The sequence below is a fragment of the Shewanella sp. genome (genome assembly GCF_041630135.1).
In the GTDB taxonomy this organism is placed as follows: domain Bacteria; phylum Pseudomonadota; class Gammaproteobacteria; order Enterobacterales; family Shewanellaceae; genus Shewanella.
On sequence record NZ_JBFKLW010000033.1, the window covers coordinates 15,944 to 41,557 of the forward strand.

Sequence of the window (25,614 nt, forward strand, 5' to 3'; positions counted from 1 at the left end):
CCTTTGCCTTTTATACTGCCCCACCTTTTTCTTATTCAAGATGGCGGTATGCAGATAGGTCAGGCCCGCTTTTCTCCAAACACGCTCACACTTGTATTTATTGATGGCCGGGAGCAAAGGCTTTCTGCATCTCAGGGGGCGTTGCTGTTGATGCTTGTGAATGAACGTGACCGGGTAGTATCACGTTCGAGCTTGCATGCTGCGCTGCTGTGTATTGGCGTTGACGAACCCAGACTCGACAGGGAAATAAATGCGCTGGGAAAAGTGATGGGTAAGGATTGGCCCATGTTGTTCGAAACTGTCGGCTGTCAGGGATTTATCTTGCATTCACAACCAAAACGGGGGCGTCTGCGTTTTGGAAGTCCTGTCGGCGAAGTGCCAATAGTGGCGTTTTTGGGAGTAGTCAGCGCAGTTGTGCTGGTTCTGGGCTTGGTGATGCAGGCTATGCCTGCCAGTGTTGGGCTGCCTTTTGAGACAGTTCATACATTTCCCCTGGCTGGCGGAAATTCAGTAGAGTTACGCCGTTATGGTCAGCAAGAAGCGATGTTACAACAACTCGAATCAGCGTTATCCGAGTGCAGCCAGCGCCATTGGGAGCAAATATCCGTGTCCGCTTCGAGCGCTGGCGACGTGCTTCATTTGGTGATTCAGGGCGGTGATGTCACCGGGGCTACTAACGTCAAGTTGCTGGGATTGAACCAAGCGTCAGATCAAAAAACCTTGGAGATGCTGCGGGAGGCCGGGATTTGTGATTAACAGAAACACCGCTGTTCGTGTCGGTCTTATTTCCATCGTGCTGGCAGTTTTGTTCACTTTTGCCATTCTGTCGCTTTTGCGAAGCTGGAGTGAGCAGCGGGGAAATCTTAACCTGAAATGTCACGCTCAGATGTATGTGGCAGCAGAGCCCGGAGTGAAGCAATTAGAGCTTGAGGTGAATATCAGGGATGGCCAGGTTTTGCTTTTATACGGTATGAATCACGAAGGTAAAACGCGTGAACAGCTGCAACTGAAAGGTGCATTGACGCACTGGGAACCTGCTTCGTTAACGTACCATATGGCACTCGACCAAGGTCAATTGCTGGTGGATGTTACTCAGGCAGAATTATCAACGCATCTGCAGCAAGTCATGCTGGCCGGGCGGGCTCCGTTACTGCGGGGCGAAGCTATTATTTTGAGCTTTCAGTTACTTGAAAAGCTTGCTGACAGAGCGCTGCTGGGATTTCCTGACAGCAGCGCCCTGTGGAATTGTGACGTTAAAAAAAGCGGGGGCTTATGATTTGGATGGATACTGATTAAGCCCCCGATGTCGCATTACGGCGCTTCTGCGACAAATTGCATGTCACTGCTGGCCTTGGCTCCGTGGAAGGTGATGGCAAGCCGGTATCGGGCAAGCGTGCCATCAGGTGCGTCCTGGCTCCAATCCAGACCCTGTGCCCGGAACAGATATCGGCCCTTGGTATTGGATTCTGTCAGAACGCCTTCGCAATTTGCCGGAATATCGGCGCATGCGAAGCTTTGGGTTACATGCCAGCGTTTCCAGGCTTTGGGATTATTCGATGCCTTACCTTCAGCAGGCAGACCAAAATAAATCAGCTCGTACTGTTTGGCTTCGGTCACGGCAAGGCCGTTGTTATCTTTGAGAGTAAACTCCACCTCTCCGGTCTGAGGCTCAAAGCTGACAACCTCAAGACTCAGTGCTTCAGCTTCATCAATGTGAACCGTGGTCGCGACAGGCGGCTCTGGCGGAGTCACCTCGGGACTGTCGTTATCACTGCCACAGGCGCCCAGCAGTAAGGTGCCCAGCAGGGGATAGAGTAATTTTGCGTTCATGGCGCCTCCTTAGTTGAAGTGGCCGGTGTGACAGGTGGTGCATTCCATGTCTGTCTTAACGCTGGCCGCCGGCCCCATGGTTTCTGTGGTGCCATGACAGGTCTGGCAACGCTGGGCTTCATCAGAAGGTTTGGCTTCCGGCGTACCGGCAATCACTTCGCCTTTGTAAGCACGGTTAAGCAGTTCCACCAGGTGGTAGGCCATGGAAGCCGACAACCGATAACAGCGCTCGCCTTTTTGGCTGAAGGTTTTACCCGATGCCTTGGACCAGTTACTGATGGAAGAGTGGCACATGACACTGTTGGCGACAGAGGAGCTGCCAACCAATGCTGTCTTCTCAGCGGTTGAACCAATACCAGCAATAAATTCAGGGGTTTCCAGCGGTAGCATGGTATTTTCATACCAACGGAAGGCAGCGCCAATCACGGCTGAATTCTGACCGTTGATGTCATCGAGCAGGTTAACCAGCATACCAATAGCATTGAGGTTGCCGCATAGGGTGCCCTGACCTGTCACTCCGGCAAAGCCATATCCGGCCAGCGCAGTGGGGATGGACTTGAACTTGTCGGCGTCGACACTGGCTGATGCGGCCAGCATGGTGACTGTTGCGTGGAATACCTGATGCATACAGCCACCGCCTGTCTCATAAGCCAGCTTGGCCGTTGCCATGGGATCTAAAGGTACATATTTAAGCTTTTCACCAAGGGCGAGGCGGTAGTTGCCGTTTTCGTCAGTTGCCGCCATCAGAGAGGTGCTGACCAGACCAAGACCGGCTGCACTGCCGAGGCCGATGATTTGTCCAAGTGCCTGTCGTCTGTCGATTTTCATATTGTTATTCCTTTTATTGTGATGCCAGGGCCGGATGGCCATTGGGGGCAGTATGGCTTGCTCATCTGTGAAGACTGTGATTTGCCTCCCTTGAACCCGGCTGATTGCAAATCGGGGTTGTTATCGGTAACTGCGGGCGGCGAGATGTTGATTAATAGGAAAAAGCGGGTAAGAAAGGGGCTGGATCACGGCATTTGTAATATTCATGTAAATTTATCGGCTTTTATTTCTATTCATTGGCATCACCGGCGGTATTCAACCTTTTGCCGGGAATCACAATTTGCATTAATACCTCTTAAGGGATGGGGAAAGGTGCTGGTCTTAATCCAGATCACAGTTGATTTGTGCCCGCTCCGTTACAATCTTCCCATGCAACTGTTGAGGATTTGGAATGCAATTGGGAGATTGCTGGTTTGATGAGGCCAGAGGTGAGTTGACCAAGAGCAGCTCAGGAGACGTTTGGCATCTCCCCCGAGCTGAACTACAGGTACTTCGAATGTTGGTTCAGCATCCCGAACAGGTTGTAGCAAAATCGGATTTGCGTCGTGGTGATGAATCTCATGACGATTTAAGTGATTCCTCTGTCGCCAGGGCAATTTTTATGATCCGCTCCTTTATTGGTCCCGGCAGCGAACTCTTGATTGAAACGGTAAAGGGGCAGGGATATGTGCTGCGGATGCCTAAAATAGGCCCGCCGGGTGCCAGGCCTTCCTCCCCGTACAGACTATCGGGGCGTTTCAGCAGCATGCCGTTATGGTTATTGGCGTTAATGATGTTACTCGCCGTTTGTGCCAGTGCCTATTACGTCTACCGTATAGGTGAGATGTCGCCCACAGCGCCATTGAGAGTACAGACCCTGACTCAGATGGATGGCCAGTTGGTTAAATTGGTACTCTTTGCTCATTCGCGCAGTAACAACACCTTACTGCTGGAAAAGGCGACTCTGATAGGCAGCGCACTGACTCAATGTCGCGGATCGCGATGGCGTGATGTGTTTGTTTCTTTAAGCCATGATTCCCGGGTACTGAATCTGACTATGCGGGGTGACTATATGGGCCAGGCTGTAGTGAGAAATCTCAAAATCAGCGATGGTCGTGAACCCAGAACCTTTATCAGTCAGGCTTGGCTTGAGGAGGTTGATATCTGTGACTAGAACCTGGATTTGGGGCATTAATATCAGTGTCCTGGCCGTGCTGTTTATCGCCCTGGGTACTATTTATACCTTGACCCGCGGCGCCGAGACCAGCTTGCTCAATTGTTCATCAGAACTCTACGAGCCCGGTGATGGCGGCAAGGCTCGTCAATACCTGCTGGTGGATTTGGTGACCAAGGGGAAGAGGGCGCAAATGCACTATCGCTATTTCAACCTCGATGGCAGTCTCGCGGGCAGTATCAGTATGGAGGGCAAGTTAAATACCTCTCCGGGGGCGGGTAACAGGTATGATATTTCGATTCACAGCAAAGAAGAAAAGCCTGGTAAGCAAGGTTCACCCTGGCCGATGCATATGAATTATGTTTCGTACGTAAGTGAGCTTAATTTGTCCGCTAAAGGTTTGCATCAAATCGAACTTGAGATCCTCGAGTTGGATACAGCCCGTGATTATGCTGTGGTGTTATTCCAACCCAGCAATACTGTCTGTGGCTGCCGGTTGATACATTGAAGTTTTTTTTGGCAACCTGAGCAGCAATACTTTCTGTTAAGCTAATGCCTTCAAAGATTTTTTCTATCCTGATTTTGCACTTTTGATCTTTTAAGGAGGCTTGTGGCCAACGTTCAGTTAAAACAGGAAGATGCGCTTTCGGTGAAGTTTTCGCATCAGCTCGGGGTGGGTGAAGCCTGCAGGCTGGATCTCTATTTTGCCCTGCCCAAGGAAATGGGGATAGGTCCGGAAAGTCTGGATGAAGAGGAGTACTTTCACAGCGCCATTGTTGGGCGGCGGGCGTACTATTCCGATGGCCTGCACCTGCCGCTGGTACAAAGTCGCTTTGTCAGCCTCAACAAGCGCACCATGGAAGAGTTTCGACTGTATCTGAACCTGTTTGCCTACCAGTTTTCCGTGGCGATGGATAATGACACCAAGGAGCTGCTGCAACTGAAGTCTGCCGAGACGTTTTACCCTGCTTTGGCAGAACTTGATGAGCAGGTTGCCGGGATTTTGAAGAAATTTCGCCGTAACGAACCCACAGAATCCAAGTGGAAGCCCTGGTTCGAGCACGCCGATAACTACCTGTCATGGCACTGTGAACAAAAATTGCTGCAGCTGTTGAAGCAAGCGCCTGCTTTGCCTGCTGAAGACAGTGAAACCTTTGAGCTCATCCGTCAGACGACCCTGCAGTTGTGTCGAAGTGAGTCAGAATACCGGGATGGCAAACGCTACAATTCCGAAAAGACCAAATTTGATCACAACCGTATATCCAACAAGATGTTACTGCTCAGACGTCTGATTCAGCAGGGGGTGGTTCTCAAAGAAGAACTCAAACCGCTGGGGGTGGGACTTAAAAAGTTTGTTACCGGTCTTGCCACTGGTCTGGTGATGTTGGTGGTATCGGCACTTATCATTAAGGCTCAGGGGGTGTTCAGTGGTTTTACCATGAGCCTCATAGTTACCCTGGCCGTGATTTACGGCTTTCGGGAAATATTCAAAGAAGATATGCGTAATGTGATGTGGCGGGCCATTCAGCGCGGCCGTCCTCGCTGGAGCCGGTTGCTCAGCGATACGACCAGTCATAAGCTTATTGCCCGTCAGCAGGTATGGCTTGATTTTGTGCGCAGTAAAGATCTGCCCAAAGCGGTAACAGAAATTTTAAGCCGGCGGCACCAACAAAACCGTATTGAGGCGGAATACCTGCATTATGGTATCTCTACCCGGGTCAGTGAGGAGGATTTTCTGGCAGGTTACGATACCCTGTCTGAGCAGGTGTCGTTCAGTCTGGTGCCCTTTGTCCGCTATCTGGAGCGTGGCAAGGTACGGGTGTACAGCGAGCTTGATGGCAAAATCAGTGCAGAAACGGCTGAGCGCCGCTATCAAATCAACGTGGTATTGGTGTACCGCGAGGGACGTAAAGCCCCCCGTTATGCCAGATACAAGATCACCTTAAATCGTTCAGGGATTATCAGCGTAAGTGAAAAATCCCTGCCGGATCAGCTCTTGGGGGTCAGCGGGTAAAGGCCTGGCAAATTTTCTGATCGCCCGTTTGCTTGGCGCGCTTGAGGGCAATTTCAGCATGGCTGATATAGGCTTCCAGATCCTGGCCATCCTGATAAGCAGCAATACCGATGGAAATACCCTCTCCTAAACCATGGGAATTGAGCTCTGACATGGCATCGGTCGCGTACTTATGCGCATCATTGTTGCCGGTGAAGGGCAGGATAATGACCAGCTTACCGAGTTGCCAATGAGAAATCTGGAAATTGGAAGGCAACTCTTTGAGCAGCAGCATTTCCACTTCCTGCTGGCGTTTCTCCAACTGTCCAATATCACTCATGTGACTCAGCATGCCTGAAGGACTGATGTCCATCAGCATGAGACAGGAGTTCACCCTGCTTGCTTCACCAAGGGCTTCAAAGTAACGTTGCAAATCTTCTATATTGGCCAGAATGGTGCTTCGGTTTGGGATCAGGTGGCCACTTTCCCGGTTGCGTCTGTTTGTCGCCTGTTCAAGCGTACATACCAGATATTCCACATCCCCTTCATCATCCAGATGGCCTTTAAGTGTCGCCTGTAAACAGCTTGCGGCATTATTGGTGCACAGGATTTGCCCCTGCCAGCTTCCTTGCATTGCCACCATTTGGCTGATGCGGGCCCACTGATTGCCCAAATCATTTTCCAGAATATCCGCCAGATTACCGCTGATGGGTTCAGCCATATCCAGCAATTGCTCAAAGGCGTTATTGTACTTAAGCAAGTGACCTTCAGCATCGGTCAAGGCCGTGGCAACTGCGCTGTCTGCCAGCAATCGGTGCAACGATTCTTCACGGCGGCATTTGGCGAGTTCACCTATGTCGGTCAGTCCGACCAGAAAATAACGCTGGCGATCGCGGTTGGCTCTGGTATAGCGGATTTGAATGGTAAGCAGGGTGTCTGGCCTGTTATCCAGCGCCATTTCGCCTCGCCACTCCCCCTTGTCCTGCACTGATTGAATGATGGCCTGGTAGTTTTGGTCATCCAACTGCAGACATCGCTGCAGGCTGCGGTCAGTCAGCTGATCTGAGGCCAGCCTGAGCAATGCACCTGCTGTGGCGTTGGCGCTGAGCACTCTGCCCTTATCGTTGACCAGCAACATGCCCTCATCGCCGCCAAACAAATCGGCAGCGAGCTGAATACTATTTTGGCGCGCCCTTTGTTCGAGGCGATAAAGGTGGCTCAACACCACGGCCGCCGCAGCGAGCAAAGTGAGAATAATTGTGCCGACGGTAAGAATGGCTTGCCAGTAGGCAAAACGACTTTTGATATCGGAGTTACGTATGTATGAAACCAAAAAATATTCTCTGCGGGTTTCATATTGCGTAGTCAGATCCACCTTCAAATAAACGAAGGTCGCGTCATCACCATGAAACTGGCCAAAGTTACTCATGGCCATCTGACGCCACAATGCAGGATAGCTTTGCTTTAAACTGGCATTGAGAGCCTCTGGCAATCTGGGAAGCGGGTCATCAGTTGCGCCCGAATACATCAATCCCTGAGTATCAAACATCATCATTGGCGATTGCCCGGAGCTGATGGCGGGTTTAACCAGTTCCAGAGTGCGCATCATCGAGTTGTAAGTGACCAGATACCCGCGTACCGTTTGATCCGGGTTTTCGAGCCAGGCGAGCTGATACATGTAGGGTTCCAGACCGCCATCTACAGACAAAAACTCCATCGGCGAGCTGTAAATTTCATTACCGCCCATATTGCGGGTTCCCCCAAGCAGTGAGGGAGGTAATGTTTGGCTGCTGAATAAATCTGTCGAGGCAAACATCAATTCACCGCGAGTATCAAACAGTGCTATGCCCATTAATTCGGGCATGTTTTTCTGCAGGCTGCCCCATTGTTCTATGAGTTTGTTTGCCATTGCTTCATTGCCTGTATCCAGGTATTGGCGCAGCAGCTCTCCACGGGCTAAAGTCTGGGTTCTGAATTGCTGAAAGGTGACCTTGTCGGCAATCATGGTGCCAACCGTTTGCAGCTCAGTGTATCTCTGTGTGGCCCATTCTTCCTGCAAGCGACGCTCACCCAGGGTAATAATGACGTTGGTGACCAACACAACACTAATCACCAGCATTGCCAGTTGGCTGGCAATGGCCAATATACGTTGATGCGACCAGCGAACGCCCTGAGCATCAGTCAGCAGCGAAGTAATAGGTGAGAGTCCGGTATTGAGTTTGAGCATGCCAAATCAGGTCGGGCCAAAAGTGGTCAACATGTTAACACGAATTGGAGGCCAAAACAGACCCGCATTATTCAGCCCATTACATCCAGTTTTCGGTGTTTGAACTGGCATCCTGCCGCCTCGACAAGCACCCGGCATGCGTCTATATCAACGCCTTCCAGGCCTTCAATGGCAGATACCTCAACCCGGGGAATGTAGTGGGGAGCCGCTGCGATAAATTCGTTAACTGCCTGCCATGAACCTTTGAGTTTGGGCTGACAGTGACGGTTATAGACTATTTCGTTATGGGCATTGAGTGACACCGACAGGGCATCCACACAGGTGGCAAGCTCAGGCAGTATATTGCGGCGATGAAACAGATTGCCAAGACCATCGGTATTGACCCTGACCTTTCCCCCCCGGGACTTTATTTCCCGCGCCACGCCCAGCAGGGTGGTCAGATTAAGTGTTGGCTCACCGTAACCACAGAACACATACTCATCAAAGTCTTTTGCGTCACCGAGCAGTGCCAGAAAATCATCGGTTACTGGTTGGCAGCTAAGCGCCAACTGATACTGGTGGATTTGCCGGCTGCCCTGTTGCTTGGGGCAAAAATTGCAGCGCAGGGTACAGCGGCCGGTAATATTGAGATAACGATTCTGACGTATGTCGTAGACCAGTGTTGTGTCAGAGATATTGGATAGAGTTTCCATGGAGCTTGAGTGCCGCAGCGCTTCCTTATCCAGAAGTGAAGCAGGCAGTCTAGCAAAGTGAACAGTCTGAAAATGTCTGCCTGATCAAAAAGGGAGAGCCGAGGCCCTCCCTTTTCATTCAACTTATGACTGGTACTACAGCGGATCGTGCTTGCTGCTCAAAGATGCGCTGCTGGTATCTGCGCTGACATCATGCGGCGACTCATTGTCAGGACGCCACCACCAGTTGAAGAAGCGGCGCCACAGTGACCCTAAGTCAGCCAGAATGACATACAACAGCGGCACCAGGATAAGGGTTACCACGGTTGAGAACAGGATCCCGAAGGCAAGGGAGGTGGCCATGGGGATCACAATCTGCGCCTGCAGACTGCGCTCAAGAATAATGGGCACCAGACCAAAGAAGGTGGTCAGCGAGGTCAGGATAATCGCACGGAAGCGGAAACAACCTGCATTCACTGCCGCTTCCTTGATGGAATAGCCCTGAGCTCGGGCGCGGTTAACGAAGTCCACCAAAATCAGCGAGTCGTTCACCACTACCCCGGCCAGCGCGATGATGCCGCACAGGCTGAGTACGCTCAGTGACAGCCCAAGCAGCAGGTGACCTATGATGGCGCCAATCATACCGAAGGGAATAACCGACATAATAATCAGCGGCTGGCTGTAGGACTTAAGCGGAATCGCCATCAGCGCATAGATGGTGAAGAGCGCGAAGAACAGACCCTGCAGCAAGCTGAACATGGCGCTGGCTTCTTCCTGACTCTGGCCATCGAGCGCACTGGAAATATGGGGGTACTTGCGCTTGAGCTGCGGCATAAAGTCTTTTTCAATCTCGGCCACTACTTTGCCGGGCTCGACTTTATCCTTGTTGGCGGCGGCGGTGATGCTGATGGCACGGCGACCGTCAACCCGGGTGATGGCGGAGTAGGAATCGCCCACTTCGAAATCGGCCACGGTGGCAAAGGGCACCGCATTGCCATCCGGGGTCCGGATCAGCATGTTTTCAAGATGCCCGAGGGTGCGGCGCTGCTCCAGCGGATAGCGCACCATCACCTTCACTTCTTCTTTGTTACGCAGAATACGCTGGGCCTCATAGCCGTAGAAGCCATAACGCACCTGACGCGCCAGATCCGACAGGGTCAGACCCATGGCTTCAGCTTCAGGGCGGATTTTCAGGCGGATTTCATGGCTGCCGGAGGAGTAGTTGTCGGCAATGTCGTACAGCCCTTCGTAGGTGCCGAGCTTGGCTTTAAGCTCCTTGGCCGCCAGCGCCAGTTGCTCAAGGTCGCTCGATTGCAGACGGAAGGCCACATCGGCGCCCCCATCTCCGGTGGTGGCGTTCATCGACAGTTTCTTCACCCCAACCATTTCAGGTACCGCATCACGCCAGGCTTCGGTAATGGCATTGCCGTCCAGCTGGCGATCTTCGCCTTTGGTCAGTTCAGAGAAAATAAAGGCACTGGTACGGGAGTTGAGGGCAAAAAAGCTGTGTTTCACCACGGGTTCACCGTACTTTTGCTCCATCTCGCCGTTCATGCGATACAGCGCATCTTCGATGTCCTGCAGTGCCTTGAGGGTGGTTTCTTCCGAGGTGCCTTCTTCCATTTCCAGCTGCACCTGTACAAAGTCAGATGGAATACTGGGGAAGAATACCCAGCGCACCATGCCGCTGCCCACCAGGGCTACAGACAGGAACAATACGCCGACAAAGCCCGCCAGCCAGCTGTATCTGTTATAGATAGCGCGCTCAAGGAAGTCTTTGTAACTGTGATGAATAAAGTGGGCAACCCGCTCGTTGAATCTTTGCTTCATCAGTCCCAGGCGGCTGGTGGGGGCTTTGGTGTTCACCTTCATATGGCCAAGGTGAGCGGGCAGGATAAGCTTGGACTCCACCAGTGAGAATGCCAGACAGAGAATGACCACCATACCTATGGATTTCCAGATGATACCCATGGGGCCATCCACCATCAGCATGGGAATGAAAGCGGCAATGGTAGTCAGCACCCCGAAGGTAGCGGGCATGGCAACTTTTTGGGCGCCGCGAATGACGTTATCCATGCTGTGGCCGTGGCGCTCCACCTCAGTGTGCACACTTTCACCTATTACAATGGCATCGTCCACCAAGATCCCGAGTACCAGAATAAAGGCGAACAGGGTGAGCATATTGATGGTAAGACCGAAGGGACCCATTGGCATCACCAGCACAGTGCCAAGGAAGCACACCGGAATACCCACCATCACCCAGAAGGCGAGCTTGAGGTCGAGGAACAAGGCCAGGATCACAAATACCAGCGCCGCTCCCATCAGCATGTTCGACAACATCATGTTGAGACGGCCATTGAGGTAGTGGGTCAAATCCCCCCAGTAGTCGAGCTCCGCGCCTGCAGGCAGGGTGAGTTTACGCTCGGCGAGGTAAGATTTAACGTCGTTGGCAATGGCCACGGCGTCCTGGCCTTTCAGGCTCAGTACTTCCACAATTACCGCAGGTTTACCGTTAAAGCGGGTATACTCGAGGCGCTCTTCAAAGTCATCTTTGATGGTTGCCACATCGCTCAGCATTACCCGACTGCCATCCAGACCTGAGGCAACCACGATGCTTGAAAAGTCATCGCCAGTGTAAGCCTGGCCCTTGGTACGCAGCAGTATGTCACCGTCTTTGGCACGGATGGCGCCGCCGGGCAGATCCAATGATGAGTTTTTAACAGCGGTCGCGACCTGGGTAAAGGTAAGGCCATATTCTCTGAGTTTATCTTCAGAGAGTTCGATGCCGATTTCATAATCACGTGAACCGGCAACCTGAGCGCGGGTCACCGAAGGCAAGGTCGCCACTTCATCACGGATGTTCTTGGCCAGCTCTTTCATCTCGTGGGGATTGATATCGCCATAAACCGACAGCCAGATCACGTTGTTTTCGGGCTTTCGCTGATAAATGTTGGGCTTTTCAATGTTGGCCGGAAAGGTGGAAATGGCATCGATGCGCAGCTTGGCTTCATCGAGCACGGTTTTGGGATCTACCCCGTCTTCCACCTCCACGGTAATGTTGCCAAAGCCATCGCTGGCAACAGAGGTGACCTTCTTGATGCCGGTAACATCCTGAATGGCTTCTTCAATCTTGATGTTAATCCCTTCTTCAATTTCCTGCGGCGCCGCACCCGGGTAGGCGACGGAAATCTGCAGCAGGTTCAATTCGAAGCTGGGAAAGATTTCTTTATTGATGATTTGGGTGCTGAACAGACCGCCAATCAGCAGCACTATCATCAGCAGGTTTGCCGCGACGCTGTTGCGGGCAAACCATGCAATGATGCCTTTATGGGTGTCCATGATTACTTATCCCCTGCCTGTGCCAGACGCTCATCGGAAGGTGCAGTGTCGTCCTTGCTGCTGTCAGGTTTGTCTTCGCCCTGGATTTTAACCATCTGGCCAGTGCCCATGTTACCTATATTGGTAATGGATACCCGCTCGCCATTCTTGAGGCTGTCTTTGATAAAGGCGTATTCCACATCAGTGCGAACCACTTTTACTTCACGCAGTTCGAGGGTGTTATCGGGGCGCACAACCGGAACCTTATGGTCGCGCACTATATGGCGCGGCAGTCTGACTATGCCATCGACTGTACGGCCTTTGATGATGGCGTTCACGAAGGTACCAAACTTAAGTGGCAGCTCGCCGCTGCTTTTGTGTTGGCGCAGATAAGGATCTTTCACCTCGGCCACCAGATACACCATGCGGTTGCTCTGATCGATAACCCCTTCGCTGCGGACAATCTCGCCCTGCCATACCACATCACGACCGGCCAGGGTGGCGCTTAAGGTCACTTCAGTATCCGGATTATCGACCGATTCAAGGTAGGCCAAATCGGCATTGGTAATTGGCAGGCGGATTTCGGCGATGCCGGTATCAAACAGTTCACCAAGCTTGGTGCCAAGGGTGACATATTGGCCCAGATCCACGCTGCGCGCCTTAACGATGCCGTCGAAGGGGGCGCGGATCACGGTACGCTCCAGATTACGTTTGGCGCGGGCAAGTGCTGCCTCGGCATACTTGACGTTGGCCTGCTCTTTTTTAAGCTGAGGAATACGCAGGCCAAGCTCTGGTGGCACGCCCTTGTCGTAGCCCTTGAACTCGGTCTTGGCCACTTCACCGCGAGCAATTTCTTCATTGAGTGCGGCAGTGGCCTGTGCCAGTGATGCCTCGGTCTGCATCAAATCGGCCTGATAATCTGAAGGTTCAATCACCGCCAGCTCATCGCCTTTTTTCACCACACCACCGGAAACGAAGTTAGCCGACACGCTGAGCAGGCGCCCCTGCACTTCAGCAACCAATTGGGTCTTGTGCTTGGGAGCAACCATTCCGTAGGAAGGCAGATTGAGTGATACAGTTTCCTGTTGCACTTGCGTCACTTCAATGATTGGCAGTGGCAACTCTTCAGTTTTCTGCTCGGGTGCTTCCTTCATGCCGAGCAAGACAACAGCAGCAACTATGAACAGGAACAGGATGACTGGAGGGAGAATTCTTCTTTTTAATTTTGCACTCATAACGGCCCGCTTATCCATTTTCAGGTAACGGTGCCTAAGTTACCAAATGCGGCCTGCTATACCAATCAGTTTTTGTAACGGAAATGTATCTGATTTTGTTTGGACTATTCTTTGACCTGATTGGAAAAATGCGGCTTTAAGTGGCAGCTTTTCAGCACCTGGGCGTGAACCAAATGGCCATTAAAAAGGGAGCTTAAAAGCTCCCTTTTCCGTAAATGACAAAGAATGATAACGGCGGTTATTTCTTGGTCGATTTTTTAGGCTTCTTGGCCTTGGTGTCTTTGGCTTTGACTTTCTTCTTGCCCGGTACCTTGGCTTCTTTGTGCTTGGGGCGTAGCCCTTCAATCACACGGCGCTTGAGTGACTGCTCGGTATAGCGCTCAATTTTACCCAGAATACGCATGTCGTGGGCTTCAACCAGTGAGATCGCGGTGCCTTTGGCGCCGGCACGGCCGGTGCGGCCGATGCGGTGCACATAGGTGTCGGCTGAGCGTGGCATGTCGAAGTTAATCACATGGCTGATATCGTCAATATCGATACCTCGGGCTGCCACATCGGTGGCCAGCAGTACATTGACTTCACCCTTGGTAAAGCGGCCCAGAGCCTGGAAGCGCTTCTTCTGATCCATGTCGCCGCGCATAAAGGCGCAGGCAATGCCTTCCTGTTGCAGCAGGCCATCGAGGCTGGCCACCACTTCGCGGGTCTTACAGAACACAATGGCGCGGGTCACTTCTTCCTGTTTGAGCAGGTGGCACAGCAGGGCGAACTTGTGGTTCTTATCATCGGCCAGGTGGATCCACTGATGGATTTTGGCTTTTTCGCTGCGTGGAGGTTCAGACTCCACAAACACAGGGTCGTTCAGCAGTTCACGGGCAAAGGCGCCGACACCACCGCCTTCGAGGGTGGCGGAAAACAGCATGGCCTGCTTGCGGCCCTGGGCTTCCAAAGCCAGGGTTTTCACTACATCGCCAAAGCCCATGTCCAGCATACGGTCGGCTTCGTCAATCACCAGTGTCTCAACCAGTTCGGCGCTGAACAGCCCCTTGTCGAGGTACTCGAGCAAGCGGCCGGGGGTGGCCACCAGAATATCCACGTTCTGTTTCAGCATGGCTTCCTGGGGCTGGTAAGGTACACCGCCGGTGATAATCTTGATATCCAGTTCAAGGTCGGTGGCAAGGTGACAGGCATAGCGATGTACCTGGCTTGCCAATTCCCGGGTGGGAGTAAGGATAAGCACCCGCGCCTGACCGGGACGGCGGCGAGGGAAGTCGATAAGGTGCTGCAGTGCAGGCAGCAGGAAGCTGGCTGTCTTACCGGTACCAGTCGGTGCGCGCGCCAGTATGTCCCTTGCTTCCAGTGCAAGGGGGACAGTCATGCGTTGAACTGTGGTGGGGGACTCGTGCCCCATGGCTTTCAGGGACTCCAGCAGTGCGGTGTCCAGTTGGAAATCTTCAAATTGCATGGCGGCGTTCCTAGGAAATCAGGCGCGGTATTATAGGCGCTTTGTTTGCACTTCGATACCTTGTCTTACAGTTTCAGATAAAAGTCTCTGGTGAGCTCAGTCATGGCTTGGGTGTATTGGCCATCAATGTCCCGGATTGCCAGCTGGGTTTCTGTTGGCTGGCTCGGTGTTTTAGTCAGTGCTATCAATAGCCTGCGTGGTGCTTTGCCTTCAACGGTACTTACGGCCACCCTGCGACTGACAAAGAGTTCAGCGTGAGTGAGTGCTTGCAAAAAAGCGGCTTCGCTCTCGGTAGGCATGATAACACTGGCAACGCCATTATCGCTTAAATAACTGGCAAACAGCTGACACAGGGCGGTAAAACTCAGACTGCCTGTGTGTCTTGCCCGGGCGCGTCCGGGTTTATCGCTGAGCGGGCCAGTCTCGAAATAGGGGGGGTTACACAGAATGTGAGTGAACACTTCGCCGGATAATGCTGAAGATTCGGTTGCATCGGCCTCGATTACCCTGAGTCTTTCTGCCCATGGACTGGCATTGAAATTGTGCAGGCAGGCCTTCGCGGCAGCACTGTCGATTTCGATGGCAGTAATCATGGCGTCACAGCGCTGCGCTGCCATCAACGATAGCAAACCGCTGCCGGCGCCCAAATCCAGTACATTGTTCGCGCCAGACAGTTCAGCCCAGGCACCCAGCAACACGCCATCGGTGCTCACTGGCATGCCGCAGCCTGCGTCATCGATGTGAAACGACTTAAAGCTGAATCCCATAATCTGAATGCCTGTTAATGCTGTGTCTGCTTTGCCGGGCATAGTAGCAGAGCCCTTGGTTAATTGCCGGAAAATCCCCTGGCAGGTCTTACCTCTGGGAAACTCCATGTCTTGTTGGTTAGGGGAATGTGACGCAGGAAGCCCAGAAAATGGGGGGATTGTGATCCCAGGCAACATGACGTTAGCGCCGATGTTGCATCCGCAGGCTTTTTTACCAATTGAACGGTCGTTTCCTTGCGCTGTGAGGGCGGCTTTGGTAATAGTCTCTGTCCTTCCCCGGGGTTTTTGCAAGACGTCGGGTTCCTCGACGGTGATTTCTGTCTGAAATGGCCACTCGAGTGCGGTTTTTATGAGCAAATCATGCCAAATTTACCGGTTTTTTCCTGTAAGCATGGCTTTACAAGTCCGATTGTTTCACTGTAAGTCGGTAGCCAAGCGAAGGATAATCACTTAAGTTTGTTAACAAAACACTAATAAGATGGGGCTTCTTGTGCAAAACAAGCAGATGAGTTTCTCAGACACACTGAGTCTGGGATTTATGACCTTTGCGTTCTTTTTGGGGGCTGGCAACCTGATATTTCCGCCGTTTGCGGGGATGCTTGCCGGAGAAAACATGCCTCTGGCCATGATGGGCTTTTTGGTGACTGCCGTGGGATTGCCGCTGGTGGGCCTGATTGCCGTGGCCAAAACCCAGGGTAAGGTTATGGCCTACCTGCCCGCGGTGGCCGCCACGGCGCTGGCGGTTGCCATTTATATCATCATCGGCCCAGCCTTTGCTGCGCCCCGCACTGGCTTGGTGGCGTTTGAGATAGGTGCCAAGCCCTTTCTTGGCGATACCAGCGCCGTTTGGATGTTGGGCAATATAAGCCTGAATGTGGCTCAGCTGCTGTTTACCCTGGGATTTTTTATTGTGACCATGTTGCTGGCACTCTTCCCCGGTAAGCTGATGGACAGTGTAGGTAAGGTGCTGACGCCGGTGCTTATGGTACTGCTGGTAGCGCTGGCGGTATCCGTTATTCTGCTGCCCGGCGGCGAAACCGCAGCGCCTCAGGGGGATTACGCTGAAAGTCCGCTGATCAAGGGGGTGATTGAAGGCTATAACACCATGGACACCCTGGCGTCGCTAATGTTCGGTATGCTGATTATTGACCTGCTGCGTAAAAAAGGCGTAGATGACCCCAAGGCTCAGACCCATGCGCTGGTGCGTGCGGCCATTATTGCTGCTTCCGGCCTGGCGTTTGTGTATATCTCGCTGTTTTTCCTGGGTGCTACTGCCGGTGATATCGCCGTTGGCGCCGATAATGGTGGCCAGATCCTGACCCGATATGTTGACCGTGAATTCGGCACACTCGGTGCCGCCATGCTGGCAACCGTGGTATCGCTGGCGTGTCTGACCACGGCGGTGGGCCTGGTGAGTGCCTGCTCCGATTACTTCAACGAGCTGTTCCCGCGCATCAAGTATCGTCAGTTTGTGATCCTGTTTTCGGCCATTTGTGCCCTGGTGGCCAACGTGGGGCTGGCGCAGCTTATCAGCATCAGTATTCCTGTGCTGGTGAGTATTTATCCGGTGGTGATTGCACTGGTAGCGGTGACCTTCCTCACCGAGCGGATGCCAAACCCTGCATTAGGCCACAGACTGGTGTTGGCGGTGGCGCTGCTGTTTGGTGCCATTGATGGCCTGAAAGCTGCCGGTGTTGATATGAGTCTGGTGGACTTTATGCCACTGTACGCCGAGGGTATGGCCTGGTTGTTGCCAACACTCGCGACCATGGTAATCTGCCTCTTTATCGGTAATCGCCAGGCTGAGGCGGCTTAACTGAAATCGATTTGGAAAAGCCGGGCCTGCCCGGTTTTTTTGTGCTTTTGATTTTGTTGTGCTGGGAGGCTTTTTGTTAATAACCCAGTCATGGAGAGTGTTTTGAGCGTCAATGCCACCCCCAGGTCCGGCCAGAGGATTTCCAGTAGCGCAAAGGCTGGGCGCACGGCGTCTCGTCGCAGGGCGTCCAAAGGCACGGCAGTAAAGCCCAGCGCCGAAGGCGCCATGCTCATTGATGCCTTTGTGGATGAGCTTTGGTCGCTGCATGGGCTGTCGGACAATACCCTCAGTGCCTATCGAACCGACCTGGCGCAGTTTGAGGTGTTTTTGGGAAGTCGGGGCATGACACTACTGACGCTGGACACTCTGACATTGCGTGAGTATCTGGCGTTTCGGGTCGAAAAAGGCCTGGCCAAAACCTCAACCGCGCGCATGCTCTCGAGTTTGAGGCGTTTTTACCGCCATTTATTGGTATCGGGGCAGATAAGCACAGACCCCACCGCGCTGGTTGAATCGCCAAAGCTCGCCAAGCCGTTGCCGGGCAGCCTTTCTGAAGCTGAAGTAGAGCGACTGTTGGCTGAGCCTAATACAGACGATCCGATAGAGTGTCGTGATAAAGCCATGCTCGAGCTCTTGTATGCGACAGGCCTGCGGGTCAGTGAGCTGGTGGCGCTGGGCATGTCAGAGCTTAGCCTGCGCCAGGGGCTGGTTCGTATAATCGGAAAAGGTGGTAAGGAGCGGCTGGTGCCCATGGGAGAGGTGGCTCAGGACGCATTGGAGCTGTTCTTCAAGGCAGGGCGTGGAGAGTTGCTTAAACAGGGCGCTACAGAAGTGGTGTTTCCGTCTAGCCGTGGCCAGCAGATGACCCGCCAGACCTTTTGGCACCGTATCAAGCTGTATGCGCTAAGGGCGGGTATTTCCACTGAACTGTCGCCCCATACCTTAAGGCACGCCTTTGCCACTCACCTTTTGAACCATGGTGCCGATTTGCGGGTGGTACAATTGCTGCTGGGCCACAGTTCCCTGTCTACCACCCAAATTTATACCCATGTGGCCAGAACCCGCCTCGCTGACCTGCATGGCCTGCACCATCCGCGTGGCTGAGGTTACAGCAGAAACATTAACTGATACAAAATCGATGGCAGTCGATTTGCTTTTGTCGACATTAGTCGGTAACTTTTCAGGCCATTCACGGGTCTAAGTCTTTAGGTGACTGTGAACCTCAGTGTTTATCAAGGAATAATCATGAAATTGTCTCGTACCCTGACTATGTTGCTCACCCTGGCCCTGGCGCCAATGGCTTTTGCCAGCTCGCCGACACCAAACGATATGCTTAAGAAAAAGGTAGAAGATACCCTTGGCCTGGAAGTGAGCTCAGTTTCAGCTGCACCTGTTTCCGGGTTATATCAGGTGATCACCAACCGCGGTGTGCTCTATATCACCCAGGATGGCAGCAAGCTTATTCACGGTAATATTTACGATCTCGACAGTTCGATGAAAAACCTCACTGAGGCGGCACTGGCTGGTCCTCGTCTGGAAATGCTGAAGAACTTCGAAGACAAGATGCTGGTTTACAAAGCCCAGAATGAAAAGCATGTGGTAACTGTATTTACCGATATCACCTGTGGTTACTGCCGCAAGTTGCATCGCGAGATGGCCGACTACAACAAGCTTGGCATCACGGTGCGTTACCTCGCATTCCCACGTCAGGGGGTGCCGTCACCCAACGCCGATGAAATGGAAGCCGTGTGGTGCGCCAAGGATCCACTCAAGGCCATGGACGATGCCAAAGCCGGTAACGCCATTGCCGCAGCCAAGTGTGACGCCGACATCGCTGGTCAGTACAATCTGGGGGGCTCTTTCGGTGTGAATGGTACTCCTGCCATTGTGCTGGAGGATGGCTCTATGATCCCAGGCTATCAGCCTGCCAGTGCACTTTATGATATGCTCGAGCGTAATGTTGCCCGTTAATAGCGGTTGCTCAGGTGTTACAAGGTGAGCCCAGGCTCACCTTTTTGTTTTAGACGTTTTTCAAGGAGTTTCCGGCGTGAAGTACAAGCTTTCCAGACGCCCCTCTGTGGATGATTCCCACCTGCCTGCACATTTGCATCCGTTGCTGAAACAGCTGCTGGCTCGCCGTGGAGTGGCGGCCGAGCAATGTGAGCAGGAATTGGCGTCTCTGCTGCGGCCGGAAACTATGCTGGGACTGCCCGAGGCTGCTGTCATTTTGGCTGATGCAGCCGAAGCGGGAAAGCGGCTGCTGATTGTCGGTGACTTTGATGCAGACGGCGCCACCTCCACCTCAGTTTGTCTGTTGGCGCTGGCGATGATGGGCATTGAAGGCGCCGATTTTCTTATTCCTAACCGTTTTGATTATGGCTATGGCCTGAGCGTGCCTTTGGTGGCACTCGCTGCACAAAAAGGGGCAGAAGTGCTCATTACCGTTGATAACGGTATCAGCAGCATCGATGGTGTGGCTGCGGCCAAGGTCGCTGGCATGCAGGTGGTGATTACTGACCACCATTTGCCCGGGCATGAGTTGCCGGCAGCCGATGCCATAGTGAATCCCAATCAGCCAGGCTGCCAATTTGCCAGTAAATCCATAGCCGGTGTCGGCGTTGCCTTTTACCTGATGCTGGCGCTGCGTGCAGAGCTTAGAAACCGCGGCTGGTTTGAGCGCCTTGGCAGGAGCGAGCCCAATCTTGCCACTCTGGTTGACATAGTGGCTTTGGGTACAGTCGCCGACGTGGTGAGCCTGGATGCCAACAACCGTATTTTGGTGGATGCCGGTCTCAAGCGGGTGCGGGCAGGGCGCTGCCGCCCCGGAATTACCGCGCTACTGGAAGTGGCCAAACGTAACCCTGCCCGCGCCGTGGCTGCAGATTTTGGCTTTGCCGTGGGGCCAAGGCTCAATGCAGCAGGCCGGCTCGATGAAATGTCCCTCGGGGTTGAGACTCTGATGTGCAGTGACATCATGTATGCCCGCCGCATGGCCGCCGAGCTTGACGGTCTTAACCTTGAGCGTCGTGAGCTTGAAACCGGTATGCAGGCAGAAGCCTTAAAGAGTCTTGAGCGTCTTGAGCTGAAAGAAGATGAGCTGCCCTGGGGGATAGCCCTTTATCAGGATGACTGGCATCAGGGGGTGATAGGTATTCTGGCCTCGCGCATTAAAGACCGATATCACAGACCCGTTATCGCTTTTGCCGAGGCGTCGGACACTGAAATCAAAGGCTCAGCCCGCTCCATTAAGGGGCTGCATATGCGCGACCTGCTTGAACTGATTTCAAGTCGCCACCCCGGGCTGATTTTAAAGTTTGGCGGCCATGCCATGGCGGCGGGTTTGAGTCTTGGTAAAGCTGATTTCGCGCGCTTTAACGCCATCTTCGATGCCACAGTGAGGGAGATATTGGCACCTGAGCTGTTAACCGGTGAAATCCTTTCAGACGGCGAACTGCCGCTGGAGTTTATGACCCTGGAAACTGCCGGGCTGCTGCGTGCCAGTGGCCCCTGGGGGCAGGGTTTTGAGGAGCCGCTGTTTGACGGTCATTTCCGTTTGCTGCAACAGCGCCTTGTGGGTGAGAAGCACCTGAAAATGATGGTGGAAACCGAATGTGGCCGGCTGATGCTGGATGCCATCGCCTTTAATGTTGACCTCAATGTGTGGCCTGATGCTACGGTGCGCCATGTGCAGCTTGCCTACCGCCTCGATGTAAACGAGTTTCGCGGCAATCAAAGCCTGCAGTTGCTCGTTGAGCAAATTGAACCCATGTAGTTTTTCGCTTTATTTGCAAATAAAACAAAAAGCCACCTTGAGGTGGCTTTTCAGTCATCGAGCTGAAGCTATCAGGCGGTAACGGTTTTTACGCCTTCCGGTGTGCCTACAAGCAACACATCGGCGCCACGATGGGCGAACAGGCCATTGGTGACCACGCCTACTATGCCGTTGATTTGCGCCTCAAGCTTCTTGGGCTCCATGATCTTCATGTTGTGCACATCGAGGATCACGTTGCCGTTGTCGGTGACCACACCTTCGCGGTACACAGGGTCACCGCCCAGTTTTACCAGTTCACGGGCCACGTAGGAGCGGGCCATCGGGATGACTTCAACCGGCAGAGGGAACTCGCCGAGAATCGCCACTTCCTTGGTGTTATCCACGATACAGATAAACTTGTCGGCAACGGCCGCGACAATTTTTTCGCGGGTCAGGGCTGCGCCACCGCCTTTGATCATATCCATCTGGCCGTTGATTTCATCGGCGCCGTCAACGTACACCGACAGCCTGTCGACACTGTTTAAATCATACACAGGAATACCCAGCGCCTTGAGCTTGGCGGTGGATGCCTCAGAGGACGATACAGCGCCTTCAATATCAGCCTTAATGGTGCCCAGAGCATCGATAAAGTGGTTTACGGTGGAGCCGGTACCCACGCCGACAATGCTGTCTTTCTCTACATATTGGAGTGCGGCCCAGGCTGCGGCCTTTTTCATTTCGTCTTGAGTCATGGTGAGGTCCTGTAAAAGACGTTAATGCGAAAAAAATTGTCCTTATTATACCTGCAAGTGTGACTAAAAGTGGTTTGCGCTTAACAAAATTCAATCCCGATATCGGAATTATGTTCTTAAGTCGCTGAGGGCTGCGCTTTGGAATTGCGATAGATTAGGATAGCCTTTGAAAATTCAGGATAGTTTCTCAAGGAGTTGTTATGGCCGGAGCCAGTTTGCTTACCTTACTCGATGATATTGCCACCATTCTCGATGATGTATCGGTAATGAGTAAGGTCGCTGCCAAAAAGACGGCAGGGGTGCTGGGGGACGACCTGGCTCTCAATGCCCAGCAGGTCACCGGGGTGAGTGCCGATCGGGAGCTTCCTGTGGTGTGGGCTGTTGCCAAGGGCTCGTTTTTTAACAAACTGATTTTGGTGCCAGCGGCACTGCTCATCAGCGCCTTTGTGCCCTGGTTGGTGACGCCGCTGTTGATGTTCGGTGGCCTGTTTTTATGCTTCGAGGGTTTCGAGAAACTCTGGCATGCCAGAGAAAAACATGTGCCGGTGGCGGGTGAAGATGCCCATGAGGCGTTGGTGCCAAAGGGCATGACTCCCGAAGAGTATGAAAAGCAAAAGGTGAAAGGTGCGATTCGTACCGATTTTGTGCTCTCGGCAGAGATTATTGCCATCACCCTCGGGGTGGTGGCCGAGCACCCTTTTATGACTCAGGTAGCAACTTTGTCCATTATTGCCGTCGTGATGACCATAGGCGTTTATGGTCTGGTGGCGGGCATAGTCAAGCTGGATGATTTGGGGCTGTGGCTCACTAAAAAGACATCCAGTGTTGCTCAAATCATTGGTAGCTGGATTTTGGCGGCAGCCCCCAAATTGATGAAACTCCTGTCCGTGGTGGGTACGGCTGCAATGTTTATGGTGGGGGGCGGTATTCTGACCCACGGCGTGGCAGTGCTGCATCATGGTATCGAGGCTGCGGCCGAACATGTGGCTGCTATCGCAGGGATAGGCCAGGTACTGGAATTTTTTACCCCGAGTTTGCTGAATCTGCTTTTTGGCATAGTCGCGGGGGCTGCCGCCGTGCTACTCATGACCTTGATGTCAAAATTTAAACCCGCCAAGTCGACTATTGATTAATAGCCATTGGATTGTCTTTGGCAGTCTTTTTCAGGGTGAATATGAAGGCGTGGACTTGGTTTACTGACTAAGCTGCAGGAGGTGTTTGGGTGGTCATCGACTAAGCCCCGGGCAATCTCGGTGTATGCAGCGAGTAACCACCGGGAGTGGCGATGAGTAGAAAATTGCAGCCGTGTCTCGGCAGCGTGTGATCTATCATTCAGGCCACCATGGCCAGTCGTAAGCCTTTAAGCCATCGGGTAGCTGATATGACAGAAGCGGCCGGGCCTGCTTGTGTCAGCTGTCATTTCAGGTTTCCGGACAAGGCCATATTAGGGCGCGTAATAAGTTCGGTCACCATGGTACTGTCGTCGGCGACTCACCTTGATTGGGCGCGGTGGCTGGACGCTGGCATCTGCTCAGGGGCTTGAAGCCGGTGTCGACAGAGGCATGTTTTTTTCGATGGATTTGGCTGCTGCGCTGGCATTGGTCAAGTACAAACTGACAGAGCCCGTGATTGCTGCAGGTGACCCTGGCGGTACCATGAGCACTGACTTTGTTCCTCACGGCCTAGGGGATGTTCAGAGTCTGGTTAAGGTGAAAGGCAATACACGGGGCTAAGGAGTGAATATGTACATAGGTGAGGCGGCCAGGGTGACAGGGCTTTCTATCAAGGCCATTCGATTTTATGAGCAAAAAGGCTTGTTACCCGCTCCTAAGCGTGATGGGCGATATCGGGTCTATTCGTCACAGGATCTCGAGCTGTTGCGCCTCATTCGCGATGCCAAAGCCTTAGGTGTACCCTTGACCAAACTCATGGCCGTAGTCCCTGCCAGAGGGGATACGATTGACTGGCAGCAAATACGCCGGTTTCTTGAGGGGGTTAAACAGGACATCAGGGCGCAACAGCTGAGACTCAGGCTACAACTGGCAACGGTAGATAAGTGTCTGTCGGCTATGGACGATTGCCCAGGCCTTAGTGATTAAGCACTTGACTCTGCCCTTAAGGGGAGACTTTAGAATCGTCCTCGTTAACCTTGATAAGGAGTACGGGGATGAAAAATATTCTGATAATAAACGCTAATCCGAAAGCCGACAGCCTGTGCAAACATTTGGCCGATATCTATGAAATCGAAGCTCGGGAGTATCACAGGGTAAGGCGTTTTAACCTGTCACAGATGGTCTTTGATGCCAATTTGAGAGAGGGATATGGGATGCAGCCACTGGAGCCTTGCCTGGAGGACTTCCAGCAGGCGCTCATCTGGGCCGGGCATCTGGTTATTGTGAGCCCTATCTGGTGGGGGAGTCTGCCAGCCGCATTTAAAGGGCTGCTCGACCGCAGTCTTTTGCCTGGTTTTGCTTTTCGCTATGACGCCAATAACGAAGCCGTTATCCCGCTGCTTCAGGGCAAAAGCGCGCGACTTATGTTCACCATGGATTCGCCAGCTGACTTTGCCGAGGAGCAAGCAGCGGCTGTCGTGACTCAGCTGAACCGGTTTACCTTGCAGTTTTGTGGCTTTTCCCCGGCAAACATATCGTATTTCCCATCTGCCTCCTGGGTGACGGAAGATCTTATTGCACGCTGGCAACAGAATATTAAAGTCTTTGGCCGACAGGGGCAGTGATAGTCTTGCCGACTTGCCCGGGATATCGCCTGAATCTCGGTATCCTGGGCTGTCTTGCCATCGCATCGTCTTATTTAAGGCAACAGAAGCGATTTTTTATCCGGGACTGTCTTTGAGTGGTGTCCCGGCCGTTTGAGTGGTGTCCCGGCCGTTAAAGATAATCTACTTATCAATCAATTTACTGAAGTAGTTTTATGTCGCTTTCCTTGGTGAGGTGTTCAAGCGTGGGACGGGCGAACAGATACCCTTGTAAATAGCGAATACCCATTGCGGTCAGACAGCTGAGTTCGTCATAAGTTTCAATGCCTTCTGCCAGAACCTGGGTGCCCTGAAGCTGACAGTGGGCAATGATGTCTTTGATGTGGGCCTGTTTATGGGGGGCTTTGTCAATGTCACGAATAAGGGACATGTCCAGTTTGAGCAAATTGGGCTTAAGTTCTGCCAGCCAACTGATGTGAGTGTAGCCAGCGCCATAATCGTCGATGGCAGTGAGAAAGCCAAATTTGGCGTAGCTCTGGAAGATATTCTTCAGGTGCGCCTTATCGATAATATCTTCCCCTTCAGTGACTTCGAAAATCAGTTTCTTTAAATCAAAACCGTAAAGCTGCGCCGCTTCAATGGTGGCCTTGATACAGCTTTTGGGGTTGTAGACCGCATTAGGTAAAAAATTAATGGTGAGGAAGGTATCGCAGCCAAGGTCGGCGGCGGTTTTGATGGCACTGACCCGGCAGGCCTGGTCGAAATAGTATTTATTGGCATCGTTTACCCGCTCAAATACCCAGGGAGCTCCCTGGCCTTGCGGGCCCCTGACCAGAGCTTCATAAGCAAAAATCGTTTGGGTTTGCCAATCGATAATCGGCTGAAAGGCCATGCGGATATCAAAGCCAAGTGAGACGCCGCTCAGACAGTCGGCGCAGGTCTGTTGTTTGATTTCGCTGGGGAAGTCCACGTTTTCGTCTCAGCATTTGATTGGGAAGGGGGCGTGACTTCACTGTAGACTCTGGCCTGCCGGAAGTCCAAAAATCGGCGCTGCAGACTTTTGATTATTTGCCACAAAAGTACATGCCACAAAAG

General features: G+C 52.8%; 24 protein-coding genes. 13 read left to right on the plus strand and 11 right to left on the minus strand.

All coding sequences use genetic code 11. The features are described from left to right. Positions 1–48 precede the first annotated feature (48 nt). Positions 49–756: a hypothetical protein gene (locus ABYK60_RS10645; RefSeq protein ID WP_372872000.1), complete on the plus strand. Its 708-nt coding sequence runs from the start codon at positions 49–51 to the stop codon at positions 754–756. Positions 757–910: 154 nt separating this feature from the next. Continuing rightward, positions 911–1,276: a hypothetical protein gene (locus tag ABYK60_RS10650; RefSeq protein WP_372872001.1), complete on the plus strand. Its 366-nt coding sequence runs from the start codon at positions 911–913 to the stop codon at positions 1,274–1,276. Positions 1,277–1,311: 35 nt separating this feature from the next. Here ABYK60_RS10650 and ABYK60_RS10655 read toward each other — a convergent pair whose 3' ends face one another. Both ABYK60_RS10655 and ABYK60_RS10660 read right to left on the minus strand, forming a co-directional pair. Continuing rightward, entirely contained in the window at positions 1,312–1,830 is a 519-nt protein-coding gene (locus tag ABYK60_RS10655) for a hypothetical protein (protein ID WP_372872002.1), read from the minus strand. Positions 1,831–1,839: 9 nt separating this feature from the next. After that, positions 1,840–2,658: a cytochrome C gene (locus tag ABYK60_RS10660; RefSeq protein ID WP_372872003.1), complete on the minus strand. Its 819-nt coding sequence runs from the start codon at positions 2,656–2,658 to the stop codon at positions 1,840–1,842. Positions 2,659–3,049: 391 nt separating this feature from the next. Between ABYK60_RS10660 and ABYK60_RS10665 the strand changes: the two genes are divergently transcribed. The 3 genes from ABYK60_RS10665 to ABYK60_RS10675 all read left to right on the plus strand — a co-directional run bounded on the left by ABYK60_RS10665 (position 3,050) and on the right by ABYK60_RS10675 (position 5,825). Then, entirely contained in the window at positions 3,050–3,811 is a 762-nt protein-coding gene (locus ABYK60_RS10665; protein WP_372872004.1) for a transcriptional regulator, read from the plus strand. After that, entirely contained in the window at positions 3,804–4,319 is a 516-nt protein-coding gene (locus ABYK60_RS10670; RefSeq protein ID WP_372872005.1) for a hypothetical protein, read from the plus strand. The genes ABYK60_RS10665 and ABYK60_RS10670 overlap by 8 nt, the downstream gene beginning before the upstream one ends. A gap of 102 nt (positions 4,320–4,421) precedes the next feature. Continuing rightward, entirely contained in the window at positions 4,422–5,825 is a 1,404-nt protein-coding gene (locus ABYK60_RS10675) for a hypothetical protein (protein WP_372872006.1), read from the plus strand. Here ABYK60_RS10675 and ABYK60_RS10680 read toward each other — a convergent pair. From ABYK60_RS10680 to ABYK60_RS10705, 6 genes are all read right to left on the minus strand, one after another. Next, positions 5,815–8,031: a PAS domain-containing protein gene (locus ABYK60_RS10680; RefSeq protein ID WP_372872007.1), complete on the minus strand. Its 2,217-nt coding sequence runs from the start codon at positions 8,029–8,031 to the stop codon at positions 5,815–5,817. The two genes, ABYK60_RS10675 and ABYK60_RS10680, sit on opposite strands and share 11 nt — an antisense overlap. A gap of 71 nt (positions 8,032–8,102) precedes the next feature. Then, positions 8,103–8,723, minus strand: a complete 621-nt coding sequence (locus ABYK60_RS10685) for a TatD family nuclease-associated radical SAM protein (RefSeq protein ID WP_372872008.1) — start codon at positions 8,721–8,723, stop codon at positions 8,103–8,105. Positions 8,724–8,858: 135 nt separating this feature from the next. Further along, positions 8,859–12,041: an efflux RND transporter permease subunit gene (locus ABYK60_RS10690; protein ID WP_372872009.1), complete on the minus strand. Its 3,183-nt coding sequence runs from the start codon at positions 12,039–12,041 to the stop codon at positions 8,859–8,861. A 2-nt stretch (positions 12,042–12,043) separates the two neighbouring features. Then, complete coding sequence (locus ABYK60_RS10695; RefSeq protein WP_372872010.1) at positions 12,044–13,255, minus strand: efflux RND transporter periplasmic adaptor subunit; 1,212 nt, start codon at positions 13,253–13,255, stop codon at positions 12,044–12,046. A 238-nt stretch (positions 13,256–13,493) separates the two neighbouring features. After that, on the minus strand, positions 13,494–14,717 hold the full coding sequence (srmB, locus tag ABYK60_RS10700) for an ATP-dependent RNA helicase SrmB (protein WP_372872011.1): 1,224 nt from the start codon (positions 14,715–14,717) through the stop codon (positions 13,494–13,496). Positions 14,718–14,782: 65 nt separating this feature from the next. Continuing rightward, entirely contained in the window at positions 14,783–15,484 is a 702-nt protein-coding gene (locus tag ABYK60_RS10705) for a tRNA1(Val) (adenine(37)-N6)-methyltransferase (protein WP_372872024.1), read from the minus strand. 478 nt (positions 15,485–15,962) lie between these two features. Between ABYK60_RS10705 and brnQ the strand changes: the two genes are divergently transcribed. Further along, positions 15,963–17,300, plus strand: a complete 1,338-nt coding sequence (gene brnQ, locus ABYK60_RS10710) for a branched-chain amino acid transport system II carrier protein (protein WP_372872012.1) — start codon at positions 15,963–15,965, stop codon at positions 17,298–17,300. Here brnQ and ABYK60_RS10715 read toward each other — a convergent pair. Continuing rightward, positions 17,297–17,527, minus strand: coding sequence for a hypothetical protein (locus ABYK60_RS10715; RefSeq protein WP_372872013.1), 231 nt, complete (start codon positions 17,525–17,527; stop codon positions 17,297–17,299). The two genes, brnQ and ABYK60_RS10715, sit on opposite strands and share 4 nt — an antisense overlap. On the opposite strand from ABYK60_RS10715, the gene xerD reads away from it, so the two are divergent. From xerD to recJ, 3 genes are all read left to right on the plus strand, one after another. Then, positions 17,526–18,404, plus strand: coding sequence for a site-specific tyrosine recombinase XerD (xerD, locus tag ABYK60_RS10720; RefSeq protein WP_372872014.1), 879 nt, complete (start codon positions 17,526–17,528; stop codon positions 18,402–18,404). The two genes, ABYK60_RS10715 and xerD, sit on opposite strands and share 2 nt — an antisense overlap. Positions 18,405–18,545: 141 nt before the next feature. Next, on the plus strand, positions 18,546–19,271 hold the full coding sequence (gene dsbC / locus ABYK60_RS10725; RefSeq protein ID WP_372872015.1) for a bifunctional protein-disulfide isomerase/oxidoreductase DsbC: 726 nt from the start codon (positions 18,546–18,548) through the stop codon (positions 19,269–19,271). Between the two features lie 76 nt (positions 19,272–19,347). Then, the gene (gene recJ / locus ABYK60_RS10730; RefSeq protein WP_372872016.1) at positions 19,348–21,072 is read left to right on the plus strand and encodes a single-stranded-DNA-specific exonuclease RecJ; all 1,725 of its coding nucleotides are present in this window, start codon (positions 19,348–19,350) and stop codon (positions 21,070–21,072) included. Positions 21,073–21,143: 71 nt separating this feature from the next. On the opposite strand, the gene rpiA is transcribed toward recJ, so the two are convergent. Next, positions 21,144–21,803 (minus strand): ribose-5-phosphate isomerase RpiA, encoded by a 660-nt coding sequence (rpiA, locus tag ABYK60_RS10735; RefSeq protein WP_372872017.1) that lies wholly within the window; start codon positions 21,801–21,803, stop codon positions 21,144–21,146. A gap of 200 nt (positions 21,804–22,003) precedes the next feature. Here rpiA and ABYK60_RS10740 point away from each other — a divergent pair, with 200 nt between their 5' ends. From ABYK60_RS10740 to ABYK60_RS10755, 4 genes are all read left to right on the plus strand, one after another. Beyond that, entirely contained in the window at positions 22,004–22,936 is a 933-nt protein-coding gene (locus tag ABYK60_RS10740; RefSeq protein ID WP_372872018.1) for a DUF808 domain-containing protein, read from the plus strand. Between the two features lie 363 nt (positions 22,937–23,299). Continuing rightward, positions 23,300–23,536 carry a hypothetical protein gene (locus ABYK60_RS10745; RefSeq protein WP_372872019.1) on the plus strand — a complete coding sequence of 79 codons (237 nt, stop codon included), beginning with the start codon at positions 23,300–23,302 and terminating at the stop codon, positions 23,534–23,536. A gap of 9 nt (positions 23,537–23,545) precedes the next feature. Next, complete coding sequence (locus ABYK60_RS10750) at positions 23,546–23,902, plus strand: MerR family transcriptional regulator (RefSeq protein WP_372872020.1); 357 nt, start codon at positions 23,546–23,548, stop codon at positions 23,900–23,902. Between the two features lie 68 nt (positions 23,903–23,970). Next, positions 23,971–24,540, plus strand: coding sequence for an NAD(P)H-dependent oxidoreductase (locus ABYK60_RS10755; RefSeq protein WP_372872021.1), 570 nt, complete (start codon positions 23,971–23,973; stop codon positions 24,538–24,540). 178 nt (positions 24,541–24,718) lie between these two features. On the opposite strand, the gene ABYK60_RS10760 is transcribed toward ABYK60_RS10755, so the two are convergent. Then, positions 24,719–25,489: an EAL domain-containing protein gene (locus tag ABYK60_RS10760; protein WP_372872022.1), complete on the minus strand. Its 771-nt coding sequence runs from the start codon at positions 25,487–25,489 to the stop codon at positions 24,719–24,721. Between the last annotated feature and the right edge of the window lie 125 nt (positions 25,490–25,614).

Coding starts and splice junctions, on each gene's coding strand:
- ABYK60_RS10645 (WP_372872000.1), top strand. CDS start 49: ATGCAGATAGGTCAGGCCCGCTTTTCTCCAAACACGCTCACACTTGTA.
- ABYK60_RS10655 (WP_372872002.1), bottom strand. CDS start 1,830: ATGAACGCAAAATTACTCTATCCCCTGCTGGGCACCTTACTGCTGGGC.
- ABYK60_RS10660 (WP_372872003.1), bottom strand. CDS start 2,658: ATGAAAATCGACAGACGACAGGCACTTGGACAAATCATCGGCCTCGGC.
- ABYK60_RS10665 (WP_372872004.1), top strand. CDS start 3,050: ATGCAATTGGGAGATTGCTGGTTTGATGAGGCCAGAGGTGAGTTGACC.
- ABYK60_RS10680 (WP_372872007.1), bottom strand. CDS start 8,031: ATGCTCAAACTCAATACCGGACTCTCACCTATTACTTCGCTGCTGACT.
- ABYK60_RS10685 (WP_372872008.1), bottom strand. CDS start 8,723: ATGGAAACTCTATCCAATATCTCTGACACAACACTGGTCTACGACATA.
- ABYK60_RS10690 (WP_372872009.1), bottom strand. CDS start 12,041: ATGGACACCCATAAAGGCATCATTGCATGGTTTGCCCGCAACAGCGTC.
- ABYK60_RS10695 (WP_372872010.1), bottom strand. CDS start 13,255: ATGAGTGCAAAATTAAAAAGAAGAATTCTCCCTCCAGTCATCCTGTTC.
- srmB (WP_372872011.1), bottom strand. CDS start 14,717: ATGCAATTTGAAGATTTCCAACTGGACACCGCACTGCTGGAGTCCCTG.
- ABYK60_RS10705 (WP_372872024.1), bottom strand. CDS start 15,484: ATGGGATTCAGCTTTAAGTCGTTTCACATCGATGACGCAGGCTGCGGC.
- brnQ (WP_372872012.1), top strand. CDS start 15,963: ATGGGGCTTCTTGTGCAAAACAAGCAGATGAGTTTCTCAGACACACTG.
- xerD (WP_372872014.1), top strand. CDS start 17,526: ATGCTCATTGATGCCTTTGTGGATGAGCTTTGGTCGCTGCATGGGCTG.
- ABYK60_RS10715 (WP_372872013.1), bottom strand. CDS start 17,527: ATGGCGCCTTCGGCGCTGGGCTTTACTGCCGTGCCTTTGGACGCCCTG.
- dsbC (WP_372872015.1), top strand. CDS start 18,546: ATGAAATTGTCTCGTACCCTGACTATGTTGCTCACCCTGGCCCTGGCG.
- rpiA (WP_372872017.1), bottom strand. CDS start 21,803: ATGACTCAAGACGAAATGAAAAAGGCCGCAGCCTGGGCCGCACTCCAA.
- ABYK60_RS10740 (WP_372872018.1), top strand. CDS start 22,004: ATGGCCGGAGCCAGTTTGCTTACCTTACTCGATGATATTGCCACCATT.
- ABYK60_RS10750 (WP_372872020.1), top strand. CDS start 23,546: ATGTACATAGGTGAGGCGGCCAGGGTGACAGGGCTTTCTATCAAGGCC.
- ABYK60_RS10755 (WP_372872021.1), top strand. CDS start 23,971: ATGAAAAATATTCTGATAATAAACGCTAATCCGAAAGCCGACAGCCTG.